This window comes from Algoriphagus aestuariicola (assembly GCF_017254835.1).
Lineage (GTDB): Bacteria > Bacteroidota > Bacteroidia > Cytophagales > Cyclobacteriaceae > Algoriphagus > Algoriphagus aestuariicola.
Map to the genome: position 1 here is coordinate 1117437 of NZ_JAFKCW010000002.1, position 19927 is coordinate 1137363.

19 protein-coding genes and 1 tRNA gene are annotated in these 19927 nt (G+C 46.8%); 11 read left to right on the top strand and 9 right to left on the bottom strand.

The features are described from left to right. The first annotated feature begins 1 nt into the window (after position 1). Together J0A67_RS11880 and J0A67_RS11885 are read left to right on the top strand one after the other, a co-directional pair. The gene (locus tag J0A67_RS11880) at positions 2-427 is read left to right on the top strand and encodes a DUF1801 domain-containing protein (RefSeq protein ID WP_206569543.1); all 426 of its coding nucleotides are present in this window, start codon (positions 2-4) and stop codon (positions 425-427) included. After that, positions 424-1170, top strand: coding sequence for a DUF1835 domain-containing protein (locus tag J0A67_RS11885; protein ID WP_206569544.1), 747 nt, complete (start codon positions 424-426; stop codon positions 1168-1170). The genes J0A67_RS11880 and J0A67_RS11885 overlap by 4 nt, the downstream gene beginning before the upstream one ends. 12 nt (positions 1171-1182) lie before the next feature. Here J0A67_RS11885 and J0A67_RS11890 read toward each other — a convergent pair whose 3' ends face one another. The 3 genes from J0A67_RS11890 to J0A67_RS11900 form a co-directional block, all read right to left on the bottom strand. After that, positions 1183-1776 (bottom strand): hypothetical protein, encoded by a 594-nt coding sequence (locus J0A67_RS11890; protein ID WP_206569545.1) that lies wholly within the window; start codon positions 1774-1776, stop codon positions 1183-1185. 11 nt (positions 1777-1787) lie between these two features. Continuing rightward, entirely contained in the window at positions 1788-2276 is a 489-nt protein-coding gene (locus tag J0A67_RS11895; RefSeq protein ID WP_206569546.1) for an RNA polymerase sigma factor, read from the bottom strand. A gap of 127 nt (positions 2277-2403) precedes the next feature. Then, positions 2404-2503, bottom strand: a tRNA-Gly gene (locus tag J0A67_RS11900). 116 nt (positions 2504-2619) lie between these two features. On the opposite strand from J0A67_RS11900, the gene J0A67_RS11905 reads away from it, so the two are divergent. The 3 genes from J0A67_RS11905 (at position 2620) to priA (ending at position 8317) form a co-directional block, all read left to right on the top strand. Next, complete coding sequence (locus J0A67_RS11905; protein WP_206569547.1) at positions 2620-3633, top strand: GSCFA domain-containing protein; 1014 nt, start codon at positions 2620-2622, stop codon at positions 3631-3633. A 132-nt stretch (positions 3634-3765) separates the two neighbouring features. Beyond that, entirely contained in the window at positions 3766-5793 is a 2028-nt protein-coding gene (locus tag J0A67_RS11910; RefSeq protein WP_206569548.1) for a thioredoxin domain-containing protein, read from the top strand. Positions 5794-5797: 4 nt separating this feature from the next. Continuing rightward, on the top strand, positions 5798-8317 hold the full coding sequence (priA, locus tag J0A67_RS11915) for a replication restart helicase PriA (protein ID WP_206569549.1): 2520 nt from the start codon (positions 5798-5800) through the stop codon (positions 8315-8317). A 107-nt stretch (positions 8318-8424) separates the two neighbouring features. On the opposite strand, the gene J0A67_RS11920 is transcribed toward priA, so the two are convergent. From J0A67_RS11920 to J0A67_RS11930, 3 genes are all read right to left on the bottom strand, one after another. Further along, complete coding sequence (locus tag J0A67_RS11920; protein ID WP_206569550.1) at positions 8425-9201, bottom strand: hypothetical protein; 777 nt, start codon at positions 9199-9201, stop codon at positions 8425-8427. Positions 9202-9429: 228 nt separating this feature from the next. Further along, positions 9430-9855: a hypothetical protein gene (locus J0A67_RS11925; RefSeq protein WP_206569551.1), complete on the bottom strand. Its 426-nt coding sequence runs from the start codon at positions 9853-9855 to the stop codon at positions 9430-9432. Positions 9856-10031: 176 nt separating this feature from the next. Beyond that, the gene (locus tag J0A67_RS11930) at positions 10032-10640 is read right to left on the bottom strand and encodes a Uma2 family endonuclease (RefSeq protein WP_206569552.1); all 609 of its coding nucleotides are present in this window, start codon (positions 10638-10640) and stop codon (positions 10032-10034) included. Positions 10641-10990: 350 nt separating this feature from the next. Between J0A67_RS11930 and J0A67_RS11935 the strand changes: the two genes are divergently transcribed. After that, positions 10991-11248 carry a DUF6364 family protein gene (locus tag J0A67_RS11935; RefSeq protein WP_206569553.1) on the top strand — a complete coding sequence of 86 codons (258 nt, stop codon included), beginning with the start codon at positions 10991-10993 and terminating at the stop codon, positions 11246-11248. Then, positions 11245-11661, top strand: a complete 417-nt coding sequence (locus J0A67_RS11940; RefSeq protein WP_206569554.1) for a type II toxin-antitoxin system VapC family toxin — start codon at positions 11245-11247, stop codon at positions 11659-11661. The genes J0A67_RS11935 and J0A67_RS11940 overlap by 4 nt, the downstream gene beginning before the upstream one ends. A gap of 78 nt (positions 11662-11739) precedes the next feature. Here the strand turns inward: J0A67_RS11940 and J0A67_RS11945 are convergent, their stop codons facing one another. The 3 genes from J0A67_RS11945 to J0A67_RS11955 all read right to left on the bottom strand — a co-directional run bounded on the left by J0A67_RS11945 (position 11740) and on the right by J0A67_RS11955 (position 17075). Next, the gene (locus J0A67_RS11945; RefSeq protein ID WP_206569555.1) at positions 11740-12939 is read right to left on the bottom strand and encodes a Gfo/Idh/MocA family protein; all 1200 of its coding nucleotides are present in this window, start codon (positions 12937-12939) and stop codon (positions 11740-11742) included. Between the two features lie 2 nt (positions 12940-12941). Then, positions 12942-13754, bottom strand: a complete 813-nt coding sequence (locus tag J0A67_RS11950) for a phytanoyl-CoA dioxygenase family protein (RefSeq protein ID WP_206569556.1) — start codon at positions 13752-13754, stop codon at positions 12942-12944. Between the two features lie 375 nt (positions 13755-14129). After that, entirely contained in the window at positions 14130-17075 is a 2946-nt protein-coding gene (locus J0A67_RS11955) for an FAD-binding and (Fe-S)-binding domain-containing protein (RefSeq protein WP_206569557.1), read from the bottom strand. A 212-nt stretch (positions 17076-17287) separates the two neighbouring features. On the opposite strand from J0A67_RS11955, the gene J0A67_RS11960 reads away from it, so the two are divergent. The 4 genes from J0A67_RS11960 to J0A67_RS11975 are packed head-to-tail and all read left to right on the top strand — an operon-like array spanning position 17288 to position 19926. Further along, positions 17288-17752 (top strand): Xre family toxin-antitoxin system antitoxin, encoded by a 465-nt coding sequence (locus tag J0A67_RS11960; RefSeq protein ID WP_241265155.1) that lies wholly within the window; start codon positions 17288-17290, stop codon positions 17750-17752. 4 nt (positions 17753-17756) lie between these two features. Next, positions 17757-18209 (top strand): RES family NAD+ phosphorylase, encoded by a 453-nt coding sequence (locus J0A67_RS11965; RefSeq protein ID WP_206569558.1) that lies wholly within the window; start codon positions 17757-17759, stop codon positions 18207-18209. Positions 18210-18246: 37 nt separating this feature from the next. Continuing rightward, on the top strand, positions 18247-19017 hold the full coding sequence (locus J0A67_RS11970; RefSeq protein ID WP_206569559.1) for a YdcF family protein: 771 nt from the start codon (positions 18247-18249) through the stop codon (positions 19015-19017). Between the two features lie 24 nt (positions 19018-19041). Further along, positions 19042-19926 carry a DUF72 domain-containing protein gene (locus J0A67_RS11975; protein WP_206569560.1) on the top strand — a complete coding sequence of 295 codons (885 nt, stop codon included), beginning with the start codon at positions 19042-19044 and terminating at the stop codon, positions 19924-19926. Position 19927 lies beyond the last annotated feature (1 nt).

Here is a 19927-nt window from a genome sequence, read left to right on the forward strand (position 1 = left end):
CATGGCCGAAAACAAAACAAAACCCACCGAGGTATCCGTCGACGATTTTATCAACGCGGTAGAAAGCCCAAAAAAACGCGAAGATGCTTTTGCGCTGAAAAAAATGATGGAAGAGATCACTGGCGAGGAAGCCACCATGTGGGGGCCGTCCATCATAGGCTTTGGCAGCTATCACTACAAATATGCCACCGGCCACGAGGGAGACGCGCCCATCGTAGGCTTTTCCCCTCGAAAAACAGCCCTTTCCCTCTACCTGCTCAGTTGTGAGCAGCAGGACTTTGAGCCACTGCTCGAAAACCTCGGGAAATACAAGCGCGCCGTCGCCTGTCTCTACGCCAACAAGCTCTCCGATCTCAACGAAGGCATCCTCCGCGAACTCATCGCCAAATCCTACGCCGTGACAAAAGCCAAATACCACAGCGCATGATCTATCATATTCTCAATGGCGACGCGCTTTTGTCCATGTTTCCCAAAAGCATTCCAGGAGAAAGGATTTCTTTTAGGGAATGTCTCGTCGATGGCCCGGTAAGTCCCAAAGAGGGTGAAGAGCTCTGGCAACTGAGAGAAGCTTTTATCAAACAAAATTACCCCGAAGGCGCTTCGATCGACTACAAAACCTATTCTTACCAAGAGATTCTGAAAATCAAGGCCATTCCGGCAGACAGCCAAATTTTTTGCTGGTTTGAGGAAGATCTTTTCTGCCAGGTTAATCTCTGGTTTGTATTCAACTACCTGAAAACGCATCCTGCCGTGGTAAATCTTGTACTTCCCTACCCCGACTCGCCCTACCATTTTTCAGCATTGAGCGAAAGGGAGCTAGTCGAAAGCTATGAGAAAAAAGCCAAGAAACTGAGTCAAAGGGAGCGTGCGGTGTTGGGAGACTTGTGGATACACTTCCAAAACAATGACGTCTTTGAAGCGCTCAAAATCGCCAATCTCTTTATCGAGAGATTCCCTTTTCTGAAACCGGCCGTGGAATCATGGAGAGACATGATGCCGATTGGAGACTTTCCTGGCAAACCTGTCCAAACCCTCCTGAAAATCCGGGAGGAAATGGGAGAGACTGACTTTTCCAGCGTATTCCGCGAGTTCCAAAAAAGGCTCCCAATCTATGGATTCGGGGACACGCAGGTACTTAGGCAATGGAATGAAATCAAAAAAGGAAGCTAACGCTCCCTTTTTTTAGTCTATCCCCTCTATCAACTGTTCCGCTTCCTCAAGCGATTTTTCGTATTTCCTGAAGGTGATTTTGCTGAAAAAATAAACACAAATCAATCCAACGGGTACATATACCATCCAAAACTGTGGTTCTAGGATCAGGTCTCTTTTTCCGACCAACTCTGCCAATGGCGGCAATATACTGATGGCAAAAAAGCCAGAAAGCAGCATGTTCATTCGCTGGAACTTCCAAAAAAACACCTTGTCCTTCTTGAACTTAGCCACCAACTCCATTGGACTATTCTCACTGATATCCAATCGGTTGAGTCGATTCAGACTAATCAAACTGATAATCGGCAGCAAGATCATGGCGCTGGTGTTGAAAATGGTGAGGATCTGGTTCACCTTAAACTCCAATTTGTCAAACTGGGAGATAAAGAATCCTGCATACAGGAAAGTGATGACGGTACCCAAAATCTCAGGCAGGTAGATTTTACCCAGCTTTCGTTGATAATTTCTCTTGGTCAATTTCATGAGTTCTTCTTTTTTGATTTTTTCTTTTCTTTCTGTGGCATCACTTAGGCTGCCCCAGAGGGATTTCATTTCATCGAGTTCCATGGCTCAGGGGCTTAGTTATTTTTGACGCCTTTTCTTAATTTTTCTTTGATTCTAGACAGTCGGGTACCCACGTTGCTGGCGGTAATCCCGACGATTTCCGCGATCTCTTCGTAGTTTTTATCTTCCAGAAATAGGAAAACAATCCCACGATCCAGCAGGCCAAGTTTGCGGATCTCAGCATACAGTAACTGAACCCTTTCCTCCAATCCGGCATCGTACTCCTCCAATCGAAGCGATTCCCATCCTTCCAAAGACACTGCAGTTATCCTTTTTTTGGATCGATTGAGGTGTGAAATGGCCGTGTTCATTCCCACCCGATAGAGCCAAGTACTGGGTTTGGCGGCTTTTTTATAACTGCCAAAGGACTTCCAGGTCTGGTATACGATTTCCTGAAAGAGATCTTGCTGCTCCTCAGGAATCCGGGTATAAATCGAAGCGATTTTGTAAAGCAAGCCTTGATTTTGTTGGATCAGGTTTACAAATTCTTCTTCTTGGCTCATGGATTGGATTTTGCACTATTAGTCTCGTATCATTCAAAAAAATCACAGAGGTTGAAATTTATTTTTTTTAAAAAACTCATTTTCAACCAAATAAAAAAGGACAAGCCTTCTATGGACTGTCCTTCAGAGCGGGTAATGAGTCTCGAACTCACAGCTTGTCCCGAAAAAAATCGGGAACCTTCAGCTTGGGATCCGCCTAGGCGGACAACCAACTGAGCTACACCCGCTTAACGAAGCCAATTTACTGGCTTGGAAAGAAAAATTTCTAGGGCTCCCGAAAGATTTTTTCATCCTCCTGACAATCATCCCAATCCTTTTTTTCCAGTCTTAAAAACCCTGTCAAATGCGACAAAAGAGGCATAATTGCTATCTTCATCCCATGCGCTGGTCTATAGACTTCCCGATTCCGCCCTCCCCGCAAAAGATTTCCCATCAAAGCATGATTCTCAGCATGGGCTCCTGCTTTGCCCAGACCATCGGCCAGCGAATGGGCGATGCCAAGCTCGACGTTTTGGTCAATCCTTTTGGGACGGTATTTCATCCTGTGGCCATCTCTGAGCTTTTGAACCGATCCTTTTTCGATCGGTCGTTTGAGGATCGTCTTTTGACAGAGCGAGAAGGGCTTTTTCACCACTTTCTTGCCCATTCGGATATTCGGGCCGAATCGTTGGAAAATCTGATGCAATTGCTCAGAAACGAAGCCGACAAAACACAATCCCAAGCGCGAGTCGGGACGGACCTCATCCTAACTTTCGGCACTGCTTGGGGTTATGAACTACTAGACGGAACCTTGGTTGCAAACTGCCACAAAGTGCCGCAGAACCAGTTCCGCAAAAGGCTTTGGTCCATCGAGGAAATGAAAAGGCCTGTCCTCGAAACCCTGCGGGCAATCCGCCTCGCCAATCCAGCTATCCGAATCATTCTGACTGTTAGCCCGGTTCGACACCTGAAGGACGGCGTCGCGGAAAACCAACTCAGCAAAAGCATGCTCAGGGCTTTATGCCAAAATCTACAGGAGGACCTTGATCGGGTAGACTATTTCCCGGCCTACGAAATATTGATGGACGAACTCAGGGACTATCGCTTCTATAAAACCGATTTGATCCACCCGAGTGAAGAGGCGGAAAATTACATTTGGGAGAGATGGCAGCAAGCGTATTTCACTGAGGAAACCAAAAAATTGGCCGGTGAAATCAATAAAATCAGACTGGAGCTTGCGCATCGGCCTTTCAATCCCGATACCGAAGCCCACCGCAAATTTCTTCGAAACCTTTTGGAAAAGCTGGAACGATTGAACTCTCAATTTGATTTTTCTAGGGAGATCGAAGAGGTCACCCTTCGACTACGCTCAGGGTGACAGACCACCTCGTCATGTCGCAGCTTCATAACTAAATCCCCCTGCCCCCTTTTCCAAAGGGGGAGTTGGCCAAAAGAACTATCTACGTCCCTCCCAATTTTCCAATCTTTCAATTTTCAAATTTTTAAATCCATGTCCAATCGTCTTATCCAAAGCCAAAGCCCCTACCTACTCCAGCACGCACACAACCCTGTGGATTGGTTTCCTTGGGGACCGGAAGCCTTGCAAAAAGCCGAGACTGAAAACAAACCGATTTTGGTGTCGATTGGCTATTCGGCTTGTCATTGGTGCCATGTCATGGAGCGGGAAAGCTTTGAGGACGAAGTGACTGCAGAATTGATGAACGAACACTTTGTCTGCATCAAAATTGACCGGGAAGAGCGCCCGGACATTGACAACATTTACATGGACGCGGTGCAGGCTATGGGACTCCAAGGCGGTTGGCCGCTGAATGTTTTCCTGATGCCCAACCAAAAGCCTTTTTATGGCGGCACCTATTTCCCCAACCTGCAATGGAAACAATTGCTGGCCAACATTGCCAACGCGTTTGAAAAACACGAGGATCAGTTGGCGGAAAGCGCCGAAAGCTTTGGGCGAAGCCTGAGCCGAAAGGAAACCGAGAAATATGGCATTGCCGGCAATGCATCTGAATTCGATCCCGATGATCTCATGGAAATCATCACCAAGCTTTCCTCCCAGTTTGATCCTGAATGGGGAGGAATGAATCGGGCACCTAAGTTTCCTATGCCGACGATTTGGGACTTTGTGCTCGATTATGCCCTGCTTTCCAAAAATCCAGACTTGCAGGAAAAAGTCTTCTTCACCCTGAAAAAAATCGGAATGGGCGGCATTTACGACCATTTGCGAGGCGGCTTTGCGAGATATTCGGTCGATGGAGAGTGGTTTGCGCCGCACTTCGAAAAGATGCTCTACGACAACGGCCAACTGCTGGAGCTCTATGCAAAAGCCTATCAGGTCAGCCGAGATGCGTTTTTTCTGGAAAAAGTCACCGAAACCGTCAACTGGCTGGAAGCCGAAATGCTCCAAGAAGAGGGAGGATTCCACGCCGCTCAAGACGCGGATAGCGAGGGAGTGGAAGGAAAATTCTATACCTGGACCTACGCCGAATTGCAGGCCTTGATGCCGGACGAATTGCCTTGGCTCAGCAAACTCTACAATCTCAAACCCAATGGAAACTGGGAAGATGGCGTCAACATCCTCTTCCAGACGGAATCCTACGCAGAGATCACCTCCCAATTCAAGCTCGAAGAAAACGAGCTGGTCGATAAGCTCAACGCCGTCAAAGCCAAGCTACTTGAGGTCAGAAACCAGCGGATTTTCCCTGGAAAAGACGACAAAATTCTCGCGGGATGGAATGGACTGATGTCGGCAGGATTGATTCAGGCCTACCATGCGACAGGAGAAAAACGCATGCTGGATCTGGCTTTGAAAAACTTGGGCTTTGTGCGGGAAAAGATGATCGTTTCGGGCGTTTTGCATCGCTCTTATAAAAACGGCCAGGCCTACACCCCAGCATTTCTGGAAGACTATGCTGCAGTGATCCGCGCGGCATTAATGGCTTTCGAAGCGAGTGGCGACGTATCCTGGCTGAACTTTGCCAAGGACTTGACAGATTTCTGCTTGGATCAGTTTTATGATGAAAGCGACGGATTTTTCTTTTTCAACAATCCCAAAGCAGAGAAACTGATCGCCAATAAGAAGGAGCTTTTTGACAACGTCATCCCCGCTTCCAACTCGATCATGGCCCGAAACCTCCATAGACTTTCACTTTTGACCTATGAAGAGAAGTACTCGGAGATAGCGCAAAAGATGCTGGGTGGCATGAAGGATTTGGTTCTCCGCGATCCGGGTTTTCTCAGCAACTGGGCCCATTTCCTGCTCGAATCGCTGGTTCCCTCCGCGGAAATCGCCATCGTCGGAACAAACGCGAAGTCCAAAGCGGAAGCCTTTCAGCAAGCCTACACCCCAAACTCTGTTCTTTCCTGGTCTGAGAACTTGACAGAAAATGTCCCCCTTCTTCAGGGAAAAACGCCCGACGCCGAGGGAAATGCCTTAATTTATATTTGTTTTGACAGAGCATGTCGCCGCCCGGTAGCTTCTTGGGAAGAGGCAATTGCTCAATTACCTTATTTAGCCTGAATTGGTGGAAAGTCTCTTTGCAGAACAGGATTTGGCGGAAACAAGCGGCGGAAACAACTTCGCGGATATCATCCTGCCCGTCCCCATTCCCCGGATGTTCACTTACAAAATCCCCGCTTTGCTGCGGTCCCAAATTCAGATTGGGGCACGGGTGATCGTGCAGTTTGGCAAAAAGAAAGTGCTGACGGGCATCATCGGGAAGGTGCACAACAAGCCTCCCCAAGCCTACGAAGCCAAGCCCATTCTCGACGTGCTGGATATACAGCCCAGCGTCAATCCCCTTCAAATCCGCTTTTGGGTTTGGATGGCGGAATACTACTGTTGCCATATCGGCGAGGTGATGTTCGCGGCCTTGCCTTCTGGACTTCGGCTTTCCTCCGAAAGCAAGATCCAGCTCAATCCGAATTTTAACCCGGAAACGAGTAAATACCCGCTCGACCTTCGTGAGGAAAAAATCCTCGAAGCACTCGAGAACAAGGATGAACTCAGCTACGAGGACTGCGAAAAAATCCTCGGAGTAAAGACAATTCACCCCATTCTGAAAAGCTTGGTCGCCAAGGAAGCGATCTTGATTTTCGAACGGGTGCAAGAAAAATACACGCCGAAAGTCGAAACCAGAGTCAGGCTGGTACCCGAGCTCGCAGCGGACAAAAACGCGCTCCAGGCAATATTTGAAACCGTCCAAGGCAAGCCCAAGCAAGAGTCCATCCTTCTGAAATACCTTCGGGACGTGCCGGTTTTTCAAAATCCCAAATTGAATGAAAACGGACTGGACAAAGCATCCCTTTTGGAAGAAGGCGATTCGGAAAGCTCACTGAAAACACTGATCAAAAACGGAATTTTCGAATCCTTCAAGCATGTGGTCAACCGGATTGAGGAGGAAAAAGCCGAGCGCGAAGCCTACGATCTTTCGTCCACACAGCAGGCTGCCTTCGAGGAGATCAAAACCCATTTTGAAAGCAAGCAATGCGTGCTGCTGCATGGCGTGACCGGGAGCGGCAAGACCGAAATCTACATCAAGCTGATCCAGGAAGTCTTGGAAAGTGGTTCCCAAGTCTTGATGCTGCTGCCCGAGATCGCCTTGACCACACAGATTGTCAGTCGCCTCAGACAGGTCTTTGGCTCGCAGATGGGAGTCTATCATTCCAAATATTCCGACAATGAGCGGGTTGAGGTGTGGAATGGAGTCCTCAGCGGGAGGTTTTCATTCGTCGTCGGCGTGAGGTCTTCCGTCTTTTTGCCCTTCGACAGCCTGGGCCTGATCATCGTGGACGAAGAGCATGAGCCTAGCTACAAGCAATTTGACCCGGCACCGCGGTTTCATGCCCGGGATGCCGCCATCATGCTGGCCTATTTCCATCAGGCAAGGACGCTCCTCGGCTCAGCGACGCCTTCTTTCGAGTCCTATTACAATGCCACCCAAGGAAAATATGGATTGACCGAACTCCAGCACCGCTTTGGAGATGCCAGCATGCCCGAGTATCATCTGGCAAACCTTTCGGCGGACCGAAAGAAAAACCTGCTAAAACTGGATTCCACCCGTATGATGCGTGAAAAGATCCAAGCAGCATTGGATCGCCAAGAGCAGGTGCTCATTTTCCAAAACCGTAGAGGCTATTCTCCCTACGTGCAGTGCGAGGATTGCGGCTGGACAGGGCAATGCGTGCAGTGTGACGTGAGCCTCACCTACCATCAATTTGCCGAGGAATTGCGCTGCCACTACTGCGGCTACAAGGAAAAAATCCCGCAAAGCTGTCCGGCCTGCGGAAGCACACAGTTGACTACCCAAGGCATAGGCACAGAGCGGATCGAAGAATCGCTGAGTCTGCTTTTTCCCGAAGCTAGAATGGGGAGGATGGACTTGGACACGACCCGAAACAAATACGGCTACCAAAGGCTGCTGGACGAGTTTGGGGCTGGGCAGATCGATATTCTGGTGGGAACGCAAATGATCACCAAAGGCTTGGACTTTGGCAAAGTCACCGTCGTGGGCATCTGGGATGGAGATCGGATCTTAAACTTCCCAGATTTCAGAGCCGGAGAACGCGCCTATCAACAGATCACGCAGGTCGCAGGTCGGGCAGGAAGGCGTGATGTAAAAGGCCAAGTGGTCATCCAGTCCAGAAATCCCGAGAACGAACTGTTCGACAAAGTCCTCAGAGGAGACTATTTCGAGTTTTTCCGTCAGGAAATGTTCGACAGAAAGAAGTTCTATTACCCTCCCTATGTGAAGCTGGTGAAGATCACCACCCGCCATGCCGACTTCAAAATCGCCGAAAAGGCCGCCCATGCGCTGCATCGTGAGATGGCGAATGTTCAGGCAAAAAAAATCGTCTTGGGACCGGAAAAAGGCATCATCGCCCGCATCAAAAACCAATACCAGTTTGAAAGTATGATCAAGCTGGATAGATCGGGAAACACGCAGGCTGTATTTAAGGAACAGCTCGCTAAAATCCTCGAAGAGCTACAGTCCCGCCCCGAATTCCGCTCCGTACGCTGGGTGGTGGATGTGGATCAGAGTTAAGGTAAGCTCTTCATTGACCAACCCTTTGATGAACCCTCTCTCAATACAAAAGCCGGACGATTGATCGTCCGGCTTTTGTATTGCGGAATTCTACTTTGGTAATGTCACTATTGAAGTTCTTCCAAAATCTTTTCTATCTCCACTCCAATTCTGTCAATCTCCGCAACATACTTGTCAGTATCCTCATTTATCGCTTTTAATATTATCTCGCTATGCTGTATTCTTAAATCACAATACTTCAAAAGCAGTTTATTTTGCTCTATAAATTCAGCTGGCAAGTTATCGATAGAATTAAGCCCTTTTACTATTTCCTTGTTTTCATTCCACAACACAATCCCCTTGCTAAATTCCTTCATCAAATATTGTGGTTCGGACGTGTCAATCACGCTAAACACTGCGAGTGACGTGCTTTCATTCTCAACAAATCTTTCAATCTCCTTATCGTAAGCTACAGTATCAAAATCAGATTGAGATAACTCTCCCTCTACAAAAACTGACCCCATAATCAAGGCAAGTAGTATCACCATAAAAATCGCTCCGATGCCGGTTGCTTTCCATCCGCTGAAAAATTCACCGCCCGATTCCTTGTGCTCCTTTAACCATTGTCCTTGTATTCTTTCAACGATCAAATAAATTATCCCTGAGTAAATTGCAGGTATCAACGCATTTGGAATCTTATCAATTATGGGTTCTGGTATCGAAAATATTCCAACAAATACTACAAAGGTTGAGATGATTCCGATTATAAAAGCTTTTTTTCCATTATCCTCTTGGTTATAAGCTTCGTAATTCTTTTTAACTAGATACCCAGCTGCTGCAGGACCGCCAAAATATGTTGCTATAGAAATCGCTCTTTGAGAAAAGAGCTTTTTTGTTCCTTCCATTTACAATCTTTGATTATCACTTTATTGTTTACTCCTATTATTTCCAACGTTTAGTATATGGCAAGTAGGGCAGTAGAAAGCACTAAACTTTCAATTTTGCATTGAGCCAAAGCGTTGTATTTTGTTTTTATTTTATTCCTTTAAAAGCCAAATCAACGATTTGGCGGTGTTGGTAAATAACACTTAACTTTCGTAAACCACCGAATCCCCTATTTGCTATATACAGTGTTAGCTACTGGTTTTATTTATTTTTTTCAATAATTCATCTTTATTGTCAATCCCGTCAAGAATATATGCAGTTCCTGAGTTACTCTCGATTCTATGTCCATTTGGAATTTTTTTTAGTTGTCGGATAGAGTCAAGAGAGATTTTGTGCTTAACAGCCCCTTTTTCTTCAATTATCAGGTAATCGTCTTGTATCTCGTAAGAGCTAGAGAATTTTGCACGAAAGTTTCTGTCGAAATAAATCCAAGCGAAGGGTAGAACAATAAGACCAACTAATAGGGGAGCTTTTATCTCAACTCCTAATGTCGACCAATTATTGAATAACATATAAATCATTACTGTAGCACCAATTCCATATTGAACAGACATAATCGTTCTATTTCGTTTTATTGCTTTAGCTTTATTATCTTCTGAGTATTGATATTTCATTTTTTACTTGTAGCTAACATAAAATAGGCGCAATTGCGCCTATCTCTCGTATCTCCTCCCTGCCATGACTCGAACCTACTAAAATCTTCTGATTTTAAAAAGGCAGATTTCGCTTTTTCCTTACATGAATAGGTACTTAAGAAGCCAGCTCGGCTCTGAAAAAGATTTCTTCAATCCTACAAAATATCCTCTACATCGAGTGAAAAGCCGGGCAGTACCGTCGACTTGACCCGGTCTCCGGAGGTAAAAAGTCGGGAAGGCTGAAATCTCCCATCGACCAAGGTGTAGATCAAAAGGGTGCAATCTGTAGGATGTACTATCCAATACTCTCGAACTCCAAATTCCTCATACAAGTCGTATTTGTTTTGAAGCTCGACACGGCTATTTCCCGGAGAAATGATCTCCACGATCAAATCCGGGGCGCCAAAACAGCCTCTGTCATCCAGTTTGGAAGGATCGCAGATCACAGAAATATCGGGCTGGACGACTGAATCGATTTTTGAAAACTCGGGATTCCTTGAAAACCTGACATCGAATGGAGCTGAATAAACCTTGCAGGGATGCCCTTTCAGAAAATCCCAAATCCTCGATGTTAAGTTGACGGAAACCTCCTGATGTCTTCGATTTGGAGCGGCAGCTTTTCTAAAAACCTTTCCTTTGATCAATTCGACAATTTCTTCAAAGTCCCATTTGAGGTAATCAGCGTAGGAATAGGCTACTCGCTCCGACTCATCGAACGTATCCAAATTGAACTTCTCCTTCTGGGGGATTCTATATTCTTTCATGGCCGAACTCAGTCTTGTTAACCGCTTCTCTCGAATTTAACTAAAAATCAAATGCACAGCACCTTTCTTCGAAATCGTGCAAAGAAATCTTGTCACTCTGAGGCAAGGAACTTAAACTCGCTTTATCGGATTTCAACTGCCCCTACACATCAAACTTTAAGCGCGTCCTTCAGCATCTCCACTTCTCTGAAAAAAGAATTCAAGACGCCAGCTCGTTTTTGGAGAAGATTTTCCCGCTTGCCTTTTCTTTCGAAAGTCCGGCAAAAAATCGGATTCCACTATTCGAAATTTCAATATTTGGAACCAATTTCCATGATCTATGCGTATATTTTATATTCAATGCGCATGCGATGAAAAAGCGACTTAATATCACGATAGAGGAAGATTTGCTTGAGAAAATCAAGGAATACGCCGAATCCCAAGACAGAAGCGTATCCGATTTGGTACAGGATCATTTCATTACGCTACTTAAGCCCCCGTCCACGCTACCCAATGGGATGACTTTGGTAGAATTCATGAAGTCTCTTCCCAAGTCCAAAGTTGAATTCCCGGAAGATTATGACTGGAAGAAGGAATATTACGAGTCCAGGAAAAAAATGGGGCAATGAGGATCTTCTTTGATGTGAATACGATCCTGGACTTTTTCCTCGAGAGAAGTCCCAATCCAAAAGAAATCAACTCGCTTTTTGAGAAAGTAGACCAAGGGGAAATCATCGGTTTTGTCAGTATTTCGGTGATCCAGACCTGCTCCTATTTTTTGACACAAGCTAAAGGGGCTAAAATCACCAAGGAAATCATCGGGGTAATTTGCCGCAGGTTTCAATTGATCGAGGGATCAAAACTGGACGTGATGAGCGCTGTGGAGTCTCCCCATGAAGACATCGAAGACGCCATCCACTTTTTTATGTGTCTTTCGAACGGAATACAGGCCATAGTGACCAGCGACAAGGGTTTTCTGAAAATGGCGAGGCCACATCTTCCAATCTTTACTCCCTTGGAACTTATTGAATCCTTGAAATGACCGTTATATGCAATTCTAAATCTCAGCCCTATTCCCATTCAGCGCGTTCTTAGGGGCTCCACTTTTCTAAAAAAGAATTCAAGATGCCAGCTCGTCTTTGGAGAAGATTCTTCCGCTTGCCTTTTCCTTCAAAATCACCTTTTTATCCCCATTGGGCAGGATTTCCTCTTTGATCAGCCAGTGATGGTCATCATAAGAATTGTAAACTGAGGGTTTGCTCAGGCCTCTTTTTCCTCTCCACAGAGGTAGATCAACCGGTTCCCACAGCTTGGTTTTGGCGGATTTGTAGGCCGCATCCAAAATGGCATTGACCACATAGCCATCGTAAAAAGTCTCTCTTGGAGCAGTCCCTTTTTCCAAGGACTCAAACATATCTATAAACATATTGGGATAGCCCAGTTCATGCGCTTCATCGCCTACCGGAAAAAGCCATCCCGCGGAAGTTTCCGCCTTTTCGGCGACATAGCCTTGCCCGGCTCCGCTGCTGAACATTTCAAAGCCTGTTCTCAAAAAGGAATTGATCCAGATCGTGCCCTCCGTCCCCATCACCTCATCCCTCAAGTCCATCCCACCTCTGAAAGTCCAGGAAACTTCAAACTGTCCGATCGCCCCATTTTCATATTTCACCAGACCAATGGCATGGTCTTCGGCTTCGATGGGCTTGACCTGGGTATCCGCCCAGCACATCACCTCCACAGGCAGAACGTCTTTCCCGATAAAATTCCTGGAAATCTCCACACAGTGGCAGCCCAAATCCACGATGGCTCCACCGCCCGCTTTTTCCATATCCCAAAACCAATCCGAATGTGGGCCGGGATGGGTTTCTCTGGATTTCGCCCACAAAACCCTTCCAATCGCTCCGGATTCCACGCTTTTGACCGACTTCAGAAACTTCGGTGTATAGCACAGATCTTCCAGATAGCCCGCAAATACGCCGGCTTCCTCCACCGCTTTAGTCATTCGCAGCGCCTCTTCCGCGTTTCTTCCCAAGGGCTTGGTGCAAAGCACTGGCTTCTTGTGTTTGACGCAAAGCATGACCGCCTCCTCATGCACATGGTTGGGAAGGGCAATGATCACCACGTCCGTTTGGGGATGGGCGATCGCTTCTTCCATATCCGTGGTCCAGACCGGAACTTGGTAATCTTTGGAAAAGCGCTTGGCTGTCTCTTCCCTTCTCGCGTAAACCACAGCAACCTGATCTTTCCCTCTCCTTCCAATCAGCGATTCCGCATAAAACCTCCCGATAAATCCTCCTCCCAGAATACAAATATTTAGCATGCCTATTTTACGTTTAGGGTGATCTCTTTTTCCTTGACCAAAAAATCGGCAGCGGACACTTTCCGCATTCCGCTAGCCAAAATGGCCTCATCCCGAACTACCTCCACGGGTGTAATGCAGGAGGTACTTTTCTCACGAAAGGGTTTGTTGTAAGAAAGATTATAGGCCGAAATAACCGACCAGCGCGGCTTTTCGCTTAAATTGGCCTCGGAGCGATGCAGGAGATTGGGATGAAAAAAGAGCACATCCCCAGCCTTCAGTTCACAATAAACCAGCTCCGATATTCTTTCAGCTTCGGTGACAAAATCCAGATCCGCTCCCTGTTGCTCTCCCACGAAGGAATGCTCAAAGCGCTGCATTTTATGGGTTCCCTTCAAGACCTGAAGGCAGCCATTTTCCTTGGTTGCATCTGTGAGGGCGAGCATCACGGAAATCATCGCTTCGGGAAAAAGAAAGCCGTTTTTGTACCAATACCCATAGTCTTGATGCCATTCCCAGGCTCCTCCGACCTTGGGCTGCTTTTGCATAATCTTGGAGTGAAAATGGCAAACCTCACCCGACCCAAGTAGACTTTGAACCGAATTGACTATGCGCTGACAGCGGGACATCAGGCCAAAAGAATCATCTCCGGCAGTAAACCATAAGGTCAATTTAGTCTTCTTGCCATCTTGGTCATTCAGGTCAAAGGAATTTCCGGTGACGGTATCGTCTGTGGCTACGGAAAACAGTAGGGCAATTTCTTCCGGACTGAAAAGTCCAGAAAGGATGAGGAAACCATCTTTTTGGTAGGTTTCCTGCTGGGCAGGTGTAAGCATAATGGAGGCATTTTGGGTTAAAAAGTCAAAAAGGACTTTGTCTAAATAAGTTGAGAAAAAATCCGATTAACCGCAATTGTACCGCAAGCCAAAATCCCGTTGGTTTTGGGGCGGGAAGACGGAAGACCGAAGCTTGTTAGCACCAAACATTTTTGGGATAGGCGCGGTGGGCTGACGCAGCAGCGAGCCGGCGTTCGGCCCCGTGCGGTGGAAGCTTTGCTGCGTCTTGATTTTTTCGTTCTTTTTTATCAAGAAAAAAGAACAAAGAAAAGATATAACCTAAACAGGCTTTGAAGCGACATTCAGTTGCTCGAGGTAAGATTGTATTTCTCAACCAATCAAAGTAAAACCAGAAAGTCTAAGATTTTAAAACCCTTATTTATTCAACGCTTCCCAGAGAATCTCAACAGGATGCATGGCTTTACGCCCAGTTCCATCGGCGATTTGATGGCGACAGGAGGTTCCGGGTGCGGCGATCAGTGTGTCCGTTTCAGCCTTCCTTACGGCTGGAAATAGCACCAACTCCCCTACTTGTTGTGACACTTCGTAGTGCTCTGCCTCATAGCCAAAGCTTCCAGCCATCCCGCAGCAACCGCTTGGAATGCTTTCTACCGTATAGTTTGCCGGAAGTGAAAGGATTTTCTGGGTCCAAATCACAGAAGAAAGCGCCTTTTGGTGGCAATGTCCATGCAGCTTGATCTTTTGGGGCTTGGAGGTAAACTGTTCCGCCTTGATGTTTCCAGCAGCTGCCTCTTGGGCCAAAAACTCGTCGATCAGCTTCACATGAAACTTGAGTTTTTTGGCTGCTTCCACCAATTCAGGCCCCACGATGCGCGGGTATTCATCCCTGAAACTCAGAATCGCCGAAGGCTCCAAACCAATCAAGGGCGTATTTCCATCAATCAAGGGAGCAAAGGCCTTCACGTTGGCTTCTGCATGCTTTTTGGCTTTTGGCAACAATCCTTTGGAGAGCGCGGATCGCCCACTTTCCTCATGATCCACGAGCTTCACCTCATAGCCCAATTTCTTTAAAAGTGAAATGGCCTTGATGCCTATTTGGGTATCGTTGTGGTTGGTAAACTCATCGACAAAGAAATAGACCGATTTGATGGATTTGGCTGCACCGGGAAGGCTCTCGTAGTTTTTCGCAAACCATTTTCTCAGGCTGACCGCGCTGATTTCTGGCAAATTTCGCGCTGGAGCGACCTTTAGGATAGACTTCATCCAGCCACCCGTCAGGGAATTGTTCAGGAAGAAATTGGCAACACTAGGCATGATCGATCCGAATTCATTCAGCTCATTGATGTAGGCAAAGGCTTTGGAGCGAAGTGGAACACCATTCGTTTTTTGGTATTGATAAAGAAATTCCGCCTTCATGCTGGCCATGTCCACATTGGATGGGCACTCGGCGGTACAGCCCTTGCAGCTTAGGCACAAATCCATGGCTTCCTTGATCTCCGGATGGTCAAAGGCATTTTCCTTGTTGTCCAGAGTCAAAAACTCCCGAAGGGTATTTGCCCGCCCGCGTACCGCATCGCGTTCATTTCGGGTCGCCATAAAGGAAGGGCACATTGTGCCGCCTGAACCTGGAAGTTTGCGACAATCCCCAGAACCATTGCATTTCTCCGCTAATCGAAGAATCCCGCCTACGGAAGAAAAGTCCATCATGGTCTTGTGCTCTGGCGTCTTCATTCCCGGCTCATAGCGCAGGAATTTGTTCATCGGAGCGGCGTCCACGATTTTCCCGGGATTGAAAATATTTTTCGGATCCCAGGTGAACTTGATTCTTCGGAAAAGCTCATAATTCTTTTCCCCAACCATGAGCGGGATAAAAGCCGCACGAACGCGTCCGTCTCCATGTTCGCCGGAAAGCGATCCGTTATATTTCTTGACCAATTTGGCCGAAGCCAAAGAGATCTGATAAAACTCTTCTACATCTTCTGCCTTTTTCAAATCGAGAATGGGGCGCAAGTGAATTTCACCTGCACCAGCATGCGCGTAGTGAACCGGCTTTTGCTTGAATCCAGCCATCATTTCATCGACCTCATCGATGTAGTCAGCCAAATCTTCAATGTCCACTGCTGTGTCTTCGATACATGCCACGGCTTTTGGATCCCCAGGAATATTACCCAAAAGCCCCAATCCCGCGGCTCTTAAAGCCCAAGCTGAAGCGACTTTGGCAGGCTCGATGATTGGATAGGCATAGCCATACCCTCCAGCTTTCAGGTCAGCCACGAGCGCCTCTCCCTTGGCCATTGCCTCTTCAAGGGTATTCCCCCGAAATTCAATCATCAAAAGCGCCTCAGGATCTCCTTCTACGAAATAGCGGTTTTTGGAATATTCAATGCTTTCTTTGGTGCAGTCCAGAATGATCTTGTCCATCAATTCCACCGCAGTAGCTGGGTGCTTCATCGCTACTTGAGCTGATTTCATGCTTTCATGAATCGTTGCAAAATGTGCCGCCACAACGATTTCCACCGGTTCAGGAAGCGGATCCAGACTGATTTTTATTTCGGTGGTGAAAGCCAAAGTCCCTTCGGAACCTGTCAGTAGCTTACAGAAGTTGAACTTTTCCTTTCCTTCAAAAAGCTCAGCTTTTAGCAATTCGTCTACAGCATAGCCTGTATTTCGTCGGTGAATTGACTTTTTTGGGAACTGGGCATGGATCTCCTCCCGGATTTCCAGATTGTTGAGTTCGTCAAAAATTTGGCGATAAAGAGTGCCTTCCAGGTCTTGCTGCGCACATTTCCGGTCGAAATCATCCTGGGAAATTTCCCCAAAAACCACCTGCTTTCCGTCACTCAGAATCGTGTTGAGGGAAATGACTTTGTCCCTGGTTACGCCATAGACAATGGATGTAGTCCCGGAAGAGTTATTCCCGACCATTCCACCGATCATCGCTCGGTTGGCAGTGGAAGTGATCGGACTGAAGAAAAAGCCGTGAGGTTTTAAGTATCGATTGAGTTCATCCCGCACCACGCCCGGCTGCACCAGCACCCAGCGTTCCTCTTTGTTGAATTCCAGTATTTTGGTGAAATTCTTGGAAACATCCACCACAATTCCATTGCCCACACACTGCCCAGCCAAGGAAGTTCCTGCTGTTCTGGGGATCAGTGAGGTGCCATTTTCATTCGCAAAATGAATGAGTTTCTGGATGTCTGATTCCGACTTGGGGAAGGCTACCGCCAAAGGCATCTCCCGATAGACGGAAGCATCAGTGGCATAGAGGGTCTTTGTTAATCGGTCGACTTGCAGGCTTCCCTCGAGTTGGCTGGCAAGTTTTTCCAATAAAGGCAATAGGTTAGGCTGATTTGAACTCATGCCCAAAAATAGCTTTCCCCACCAGATTAAGGAAAAGTCACAGGAAAAGAATTTTTATCCAAAAAAAACCAGAGAAACAGAAAATCCATGCCTACAATCTAGACTTTGGACGACCATTCTATGGAAACAGAAAATCCGAAGACCAAAAAAACCACATTGACTCTAACCGCATTCTTGCTACATTCGTATCAATTGATAAAATATACTATCAAATGATACTCGAAACGGAAGATTATCAGACCACTGCCCACTACAAAAAGCTAGTACAAATCCTCTGGAAAAGGGCTATGCAATGGCAAATACGAAACCCGTTTGATTTCATAGCAATAGCCACGGAAGGAGTCGATGCCCAAATTATTGAGAATTTCTGGACACATTTTGAACTATCCAAGGCTGAAACTTCCAGACTTCTAAACATATCCGAGCCAACCATCTATCGCTGGACGAAATCCGGAAAAAAACTCGACAGGAACTATTCGATCCAGATCTTCGAACTGACCGATCTTTTTCTATACGGGGAAGAAGTCTTTGAAAACCAGCACAATTTTTTCCAATGGCTCGAATTACCCAACATGGCATTGGGAGGATTTGAACCTAGAGAAGTTCTGGAGATTCCGGGGGGACTTTCTAAAGTCCGAGATCTACTTGGGCGTATTGACCACGGAGTCTTCAGCTGATCAAATGCAGGTCTATAGACTCGCCAAATCTAAATATGCCGGCGACATTTCAGGAACGGGTGCGGCAATCCATCCTGGGAGATGGAACAAAAGAGGCTATCCAGTATTATATACGGGCGTCAATCCCGAAATCGCGCTTTTGGAAATCATCGTCCACCTTCCACCTATGCTTGCGCCAGCCTTGGATCTACTCGTCCTGGAACTTCCTGACAATTCTATACTAGAACTCAAAGAATCAGACCTCCCTTCCAATTGGTCGGACTATCCAGCACCTACTATCCTTTCAGAAATTGGACAGCGATGGATCGAAGATGGAAAAAATCTGGCCCTTCAAGTCCCGAGCAGCATCATCAAAACCTCCTCGATCTTGATACTCAATTGCCAGCACCCAAATTATGGAGAGGTAAGAATTCTGGAAAGGCGGCCATTCCAACTTGACCCAAGATTAATTAAATAGGAAAAAAACAGAGATATCGCTCTTAATCTAACACCCCATGTTCTTCTACCTTTCCCAGTTTCTGAGCTTTCTAGCCCTGCCAATGACCATAGTAATGGTTTTCATTGTGGCCGGAGCAATCTTCATCCGCAGAAAATGGGGCAAGAAAAGCCTCTGGATTGGAATCACTCTTCTGCTCTTTTTCACCAATCCCTTTCTTTCCAATCTGGCGCTATTGGCTTGGGAGCCCGAGTTCAAGTCCTTCGATGAAATTGAAAACCATGAAATCGGCATTGTCCTTACCGGCGTGACCAACCTGGGCAAGACAGCCTACGATAGGACATTTTTCAACAAGGGCGCCGACCGAATCACCCATGCACTCCAGCTTTATCGCATGGGCAAGATCAAAAAAATCCTCATTACGGGAGGCCAAGGCCTGAACCCTGTCAATCCGCAATCGGAGGCTGAAGTGTTAAAGCGTTTTTTGCTGATGACAGGAATGCCAGAATCCGACATTTTGATCGAAGACCAGAGTAAAAACACCGCCCAAAATGCCCAGTTCACGAAAGCATTTTTGGAGCAAAAAGGAATTTCCACGGATCAGGAATTCATTCTAATCACCTCGGCTTTTCACATGTACCGCGCAAAGGGATGTTTTGACAAAGTGGGCTTAAAAACCCTAACCTTCCCGACAGACTATTACTCCCACGACCTGAAATACGACTTGCCTTCCCTACTTTTTCCGGATCCCTTTTCCCTAGAATACTGGACAAAGCTTGTCAAAGAATGGATTGGAATTGCGATGTACAAAGTCGCGGGATATCTTTAAGGGCAACTTTTAACCTACCAAAAAATGAAATTCGGAGCCGTAGCCAACCCAGAAGCCATAGATTTCACCCTACCAGCAGACCATCCGGATACCAAGCGGATTCTGGCCGAATATAAGTCAGACAATGCGCCCTTTGAAGTTTTTGTAGGCTGCGCAAAGTGGAACAAAACCGACCTCAAGGGATTCTATCCAAAAGGCACAAAGGATGAGCTAGCCTACTACTCCCAGCAGTTTAACTCCATCGAGCTCAACTCCACGCACTATGGGGTTCCAAAAATTGAACAGGTGGTCATCTGGAAGGAAAAGACGCCGGCGAACTTTAAGTTTTTCCCAAAAATCCCTCAGACGATCAGCCACTTCAAGCGCCTGATCGAGGTCAAGACCGAGGTGGACAACTTTGTGGCCACCATGAGTCATTTAGACGAAAAGCTGGGTATGATCTTCCTTCAGGTTCATGACAATTTCCAACCAAAGGACATGAGCCGAGTGGAGCGCTTCGTTGCTGAATTCCCAAAGGACGTCCCGCTGGCTATCGAAGTCAGAAACAAAACCTGGTTTGAGGGAAAAGCCGCCGATGAGTTTTACAAAATCCTTCAAAGCTATCACGTCTCCAATATCATCGTGGACACGGCCGGTCGTCGGGACATGCTCCATATGCGCCTGTCCAGCGAAGAGGCTTTTGTGAGATTTGTGGGAGCAAATGTCGCCAGCGATTATACCAGACTAGACGAATGGATTGACCGCATCGAATCGTGGAAAGAACAGGGTCTTCAAAAACTCTACTTCTTCGTCCACCAAAACATCGAGGAAGCCTCTCCCCTCCTTTCTGCCCACTTCATCGAGAAATTGAACGGCAGGCTGGGAACGAACCTACGCATCCCAAACGACCCGAACAATCCGCTACCCTAAT

What these genes read in the sequence shown, in the direction of transcription:
- J0A67_RS11880 (WP_206569543.1), top strand. Translation starts at nt 2, where the DNA reads ATGGCCGAAAACAAAACAAAACCCACCGAGGTATCCGTCGACGATTTT.
- J0A67_RS11885 (WP_206569544.1), top strand. Translation starts at nt 424, where the DNA reads ATGATCTATCATATTCTCAATGGCGACGCGCTTTTGTCCATGTTTCCC.
- J0A67_RS11890 (WP_206569545.1), bottom strand. Translation starts at nt 1,776, where the DNA reads ATGGAACTCGATGAAATGAAATCCCTCTGGGGCAGCCTAAGTGATGCC.
- J0A67_RS11895 (WP_206569546.1), bottom strand. Translation starts at nt 2,276, where the DNA reads ATGAGCCAAGAAGAAGAATTTGTAAACCTGATCCAACAAAATCAAGGC.
- J0A67_RS11905 (WP_206569547.1), top strand. Translation starts at nt 2,620, where the DNA reads ATGCGACAAAAGAGGCATAATTGCTATCTTCATCCCATGCGCTGGTCT.
- J0A67_RS11910 (WP_206569548.1), top strand. Translation starts at nt 3,766, where the DNA reads ATGTCCAATCGTCTTATCCAAAGCCAAAGCCCCTACCTACTCCAGCAC.
- J0A67_RS11920 (WP_206569550.1), bottom strand. Translation starts at nt 9,201, where the DNA reads ATGGAAGGAACAAAAAAGCTCTTTTCTCAAAGAGCGATTTCTATAGCA.
- J0A67_RS11925 (WP_206569551.1), bottom strand. Translation starts at nt 9,855, where the DNA reads ATGAAATATCAATACTCAGAAGATAATAAAGCTAAAGCAATAAAACGA.
- J0A67_RS11930 (WP_206569552.1), bottom strand. Translation starts at nt 10,640, where the DNA reads ATGAAAGAATATAGAATCCCCCAGAAGGAGAAGTTCAATTTGGATACG.
- J0A67_RS11935 (WP_206569553.1), top strand. Translation starts at nt 10,991, where the DNA reads ATGAAAAAGCGACTTAATATCACGATAGAGGAAGATTTGCTTGAGAAA.
- J0A67_RS11940 (WP_206569554.1), top strand. Translation starts at nt 11,245, where the DNA reads ATGAGGATCTTCTTTGATGTGAATACGATCCTGGACTTTTTCCTCGAG.
- J0A67_RS11945 (WP_206569555.1), bottom strand. Translation starts at nt 12,939, where the DNA reads ATGCTAAATATTTGTATTCTGGGAGGAGGATTTATCGGGAGGTTTTAT.
- J0A67_RS11950 (WP_206569556.1), bottom strand. Translation starts at nt 13,754, where the DNA reads ATGCTTACACCTGCCCAGCAGGAAACCTACCAAAAAGATGGTTTCCTC.
- J0A67_RS11955 (WP_206569557.1), bottom strand. Translation starts at nt 17,075, where the DNA reads ATGAGTTCAAATCAGCCTAACCTATTGCCTTTATTGGAAAAACTTGCC.
- J0A67_RS11960 (WP_241265155.1), top strand. Translation starts at nt 17,288, where the DNA reads ATGATACTCGAAACGGAAGATTATCAGACCACTGCCCACTACAAAAAG.
- J0A67_RS11965 (WP_206569558.1), top strand. Translation starts at nt 17,757, where the DNA reads ATGCAGGTCTATAGACTCGCCAAATCTAAATATGCCGGCGACATTTCA.
- J0A67_RS11970 (WP_206569559.1), top strand. Translation starts at nt 18,247, where the DNA reads ATGTTCTTCTACCTTTCCCAGTTTCTGAGCTTTCTAGCCCTGCCAATG.
- J0A67_RS11975 (WP_206569560.1), top strand. Translation starts at nt 19,042, where the DNA reads ATGAAATTCGGAGCCGTAGCCAACCCAGAAGCCATAGATTTCACCCTA.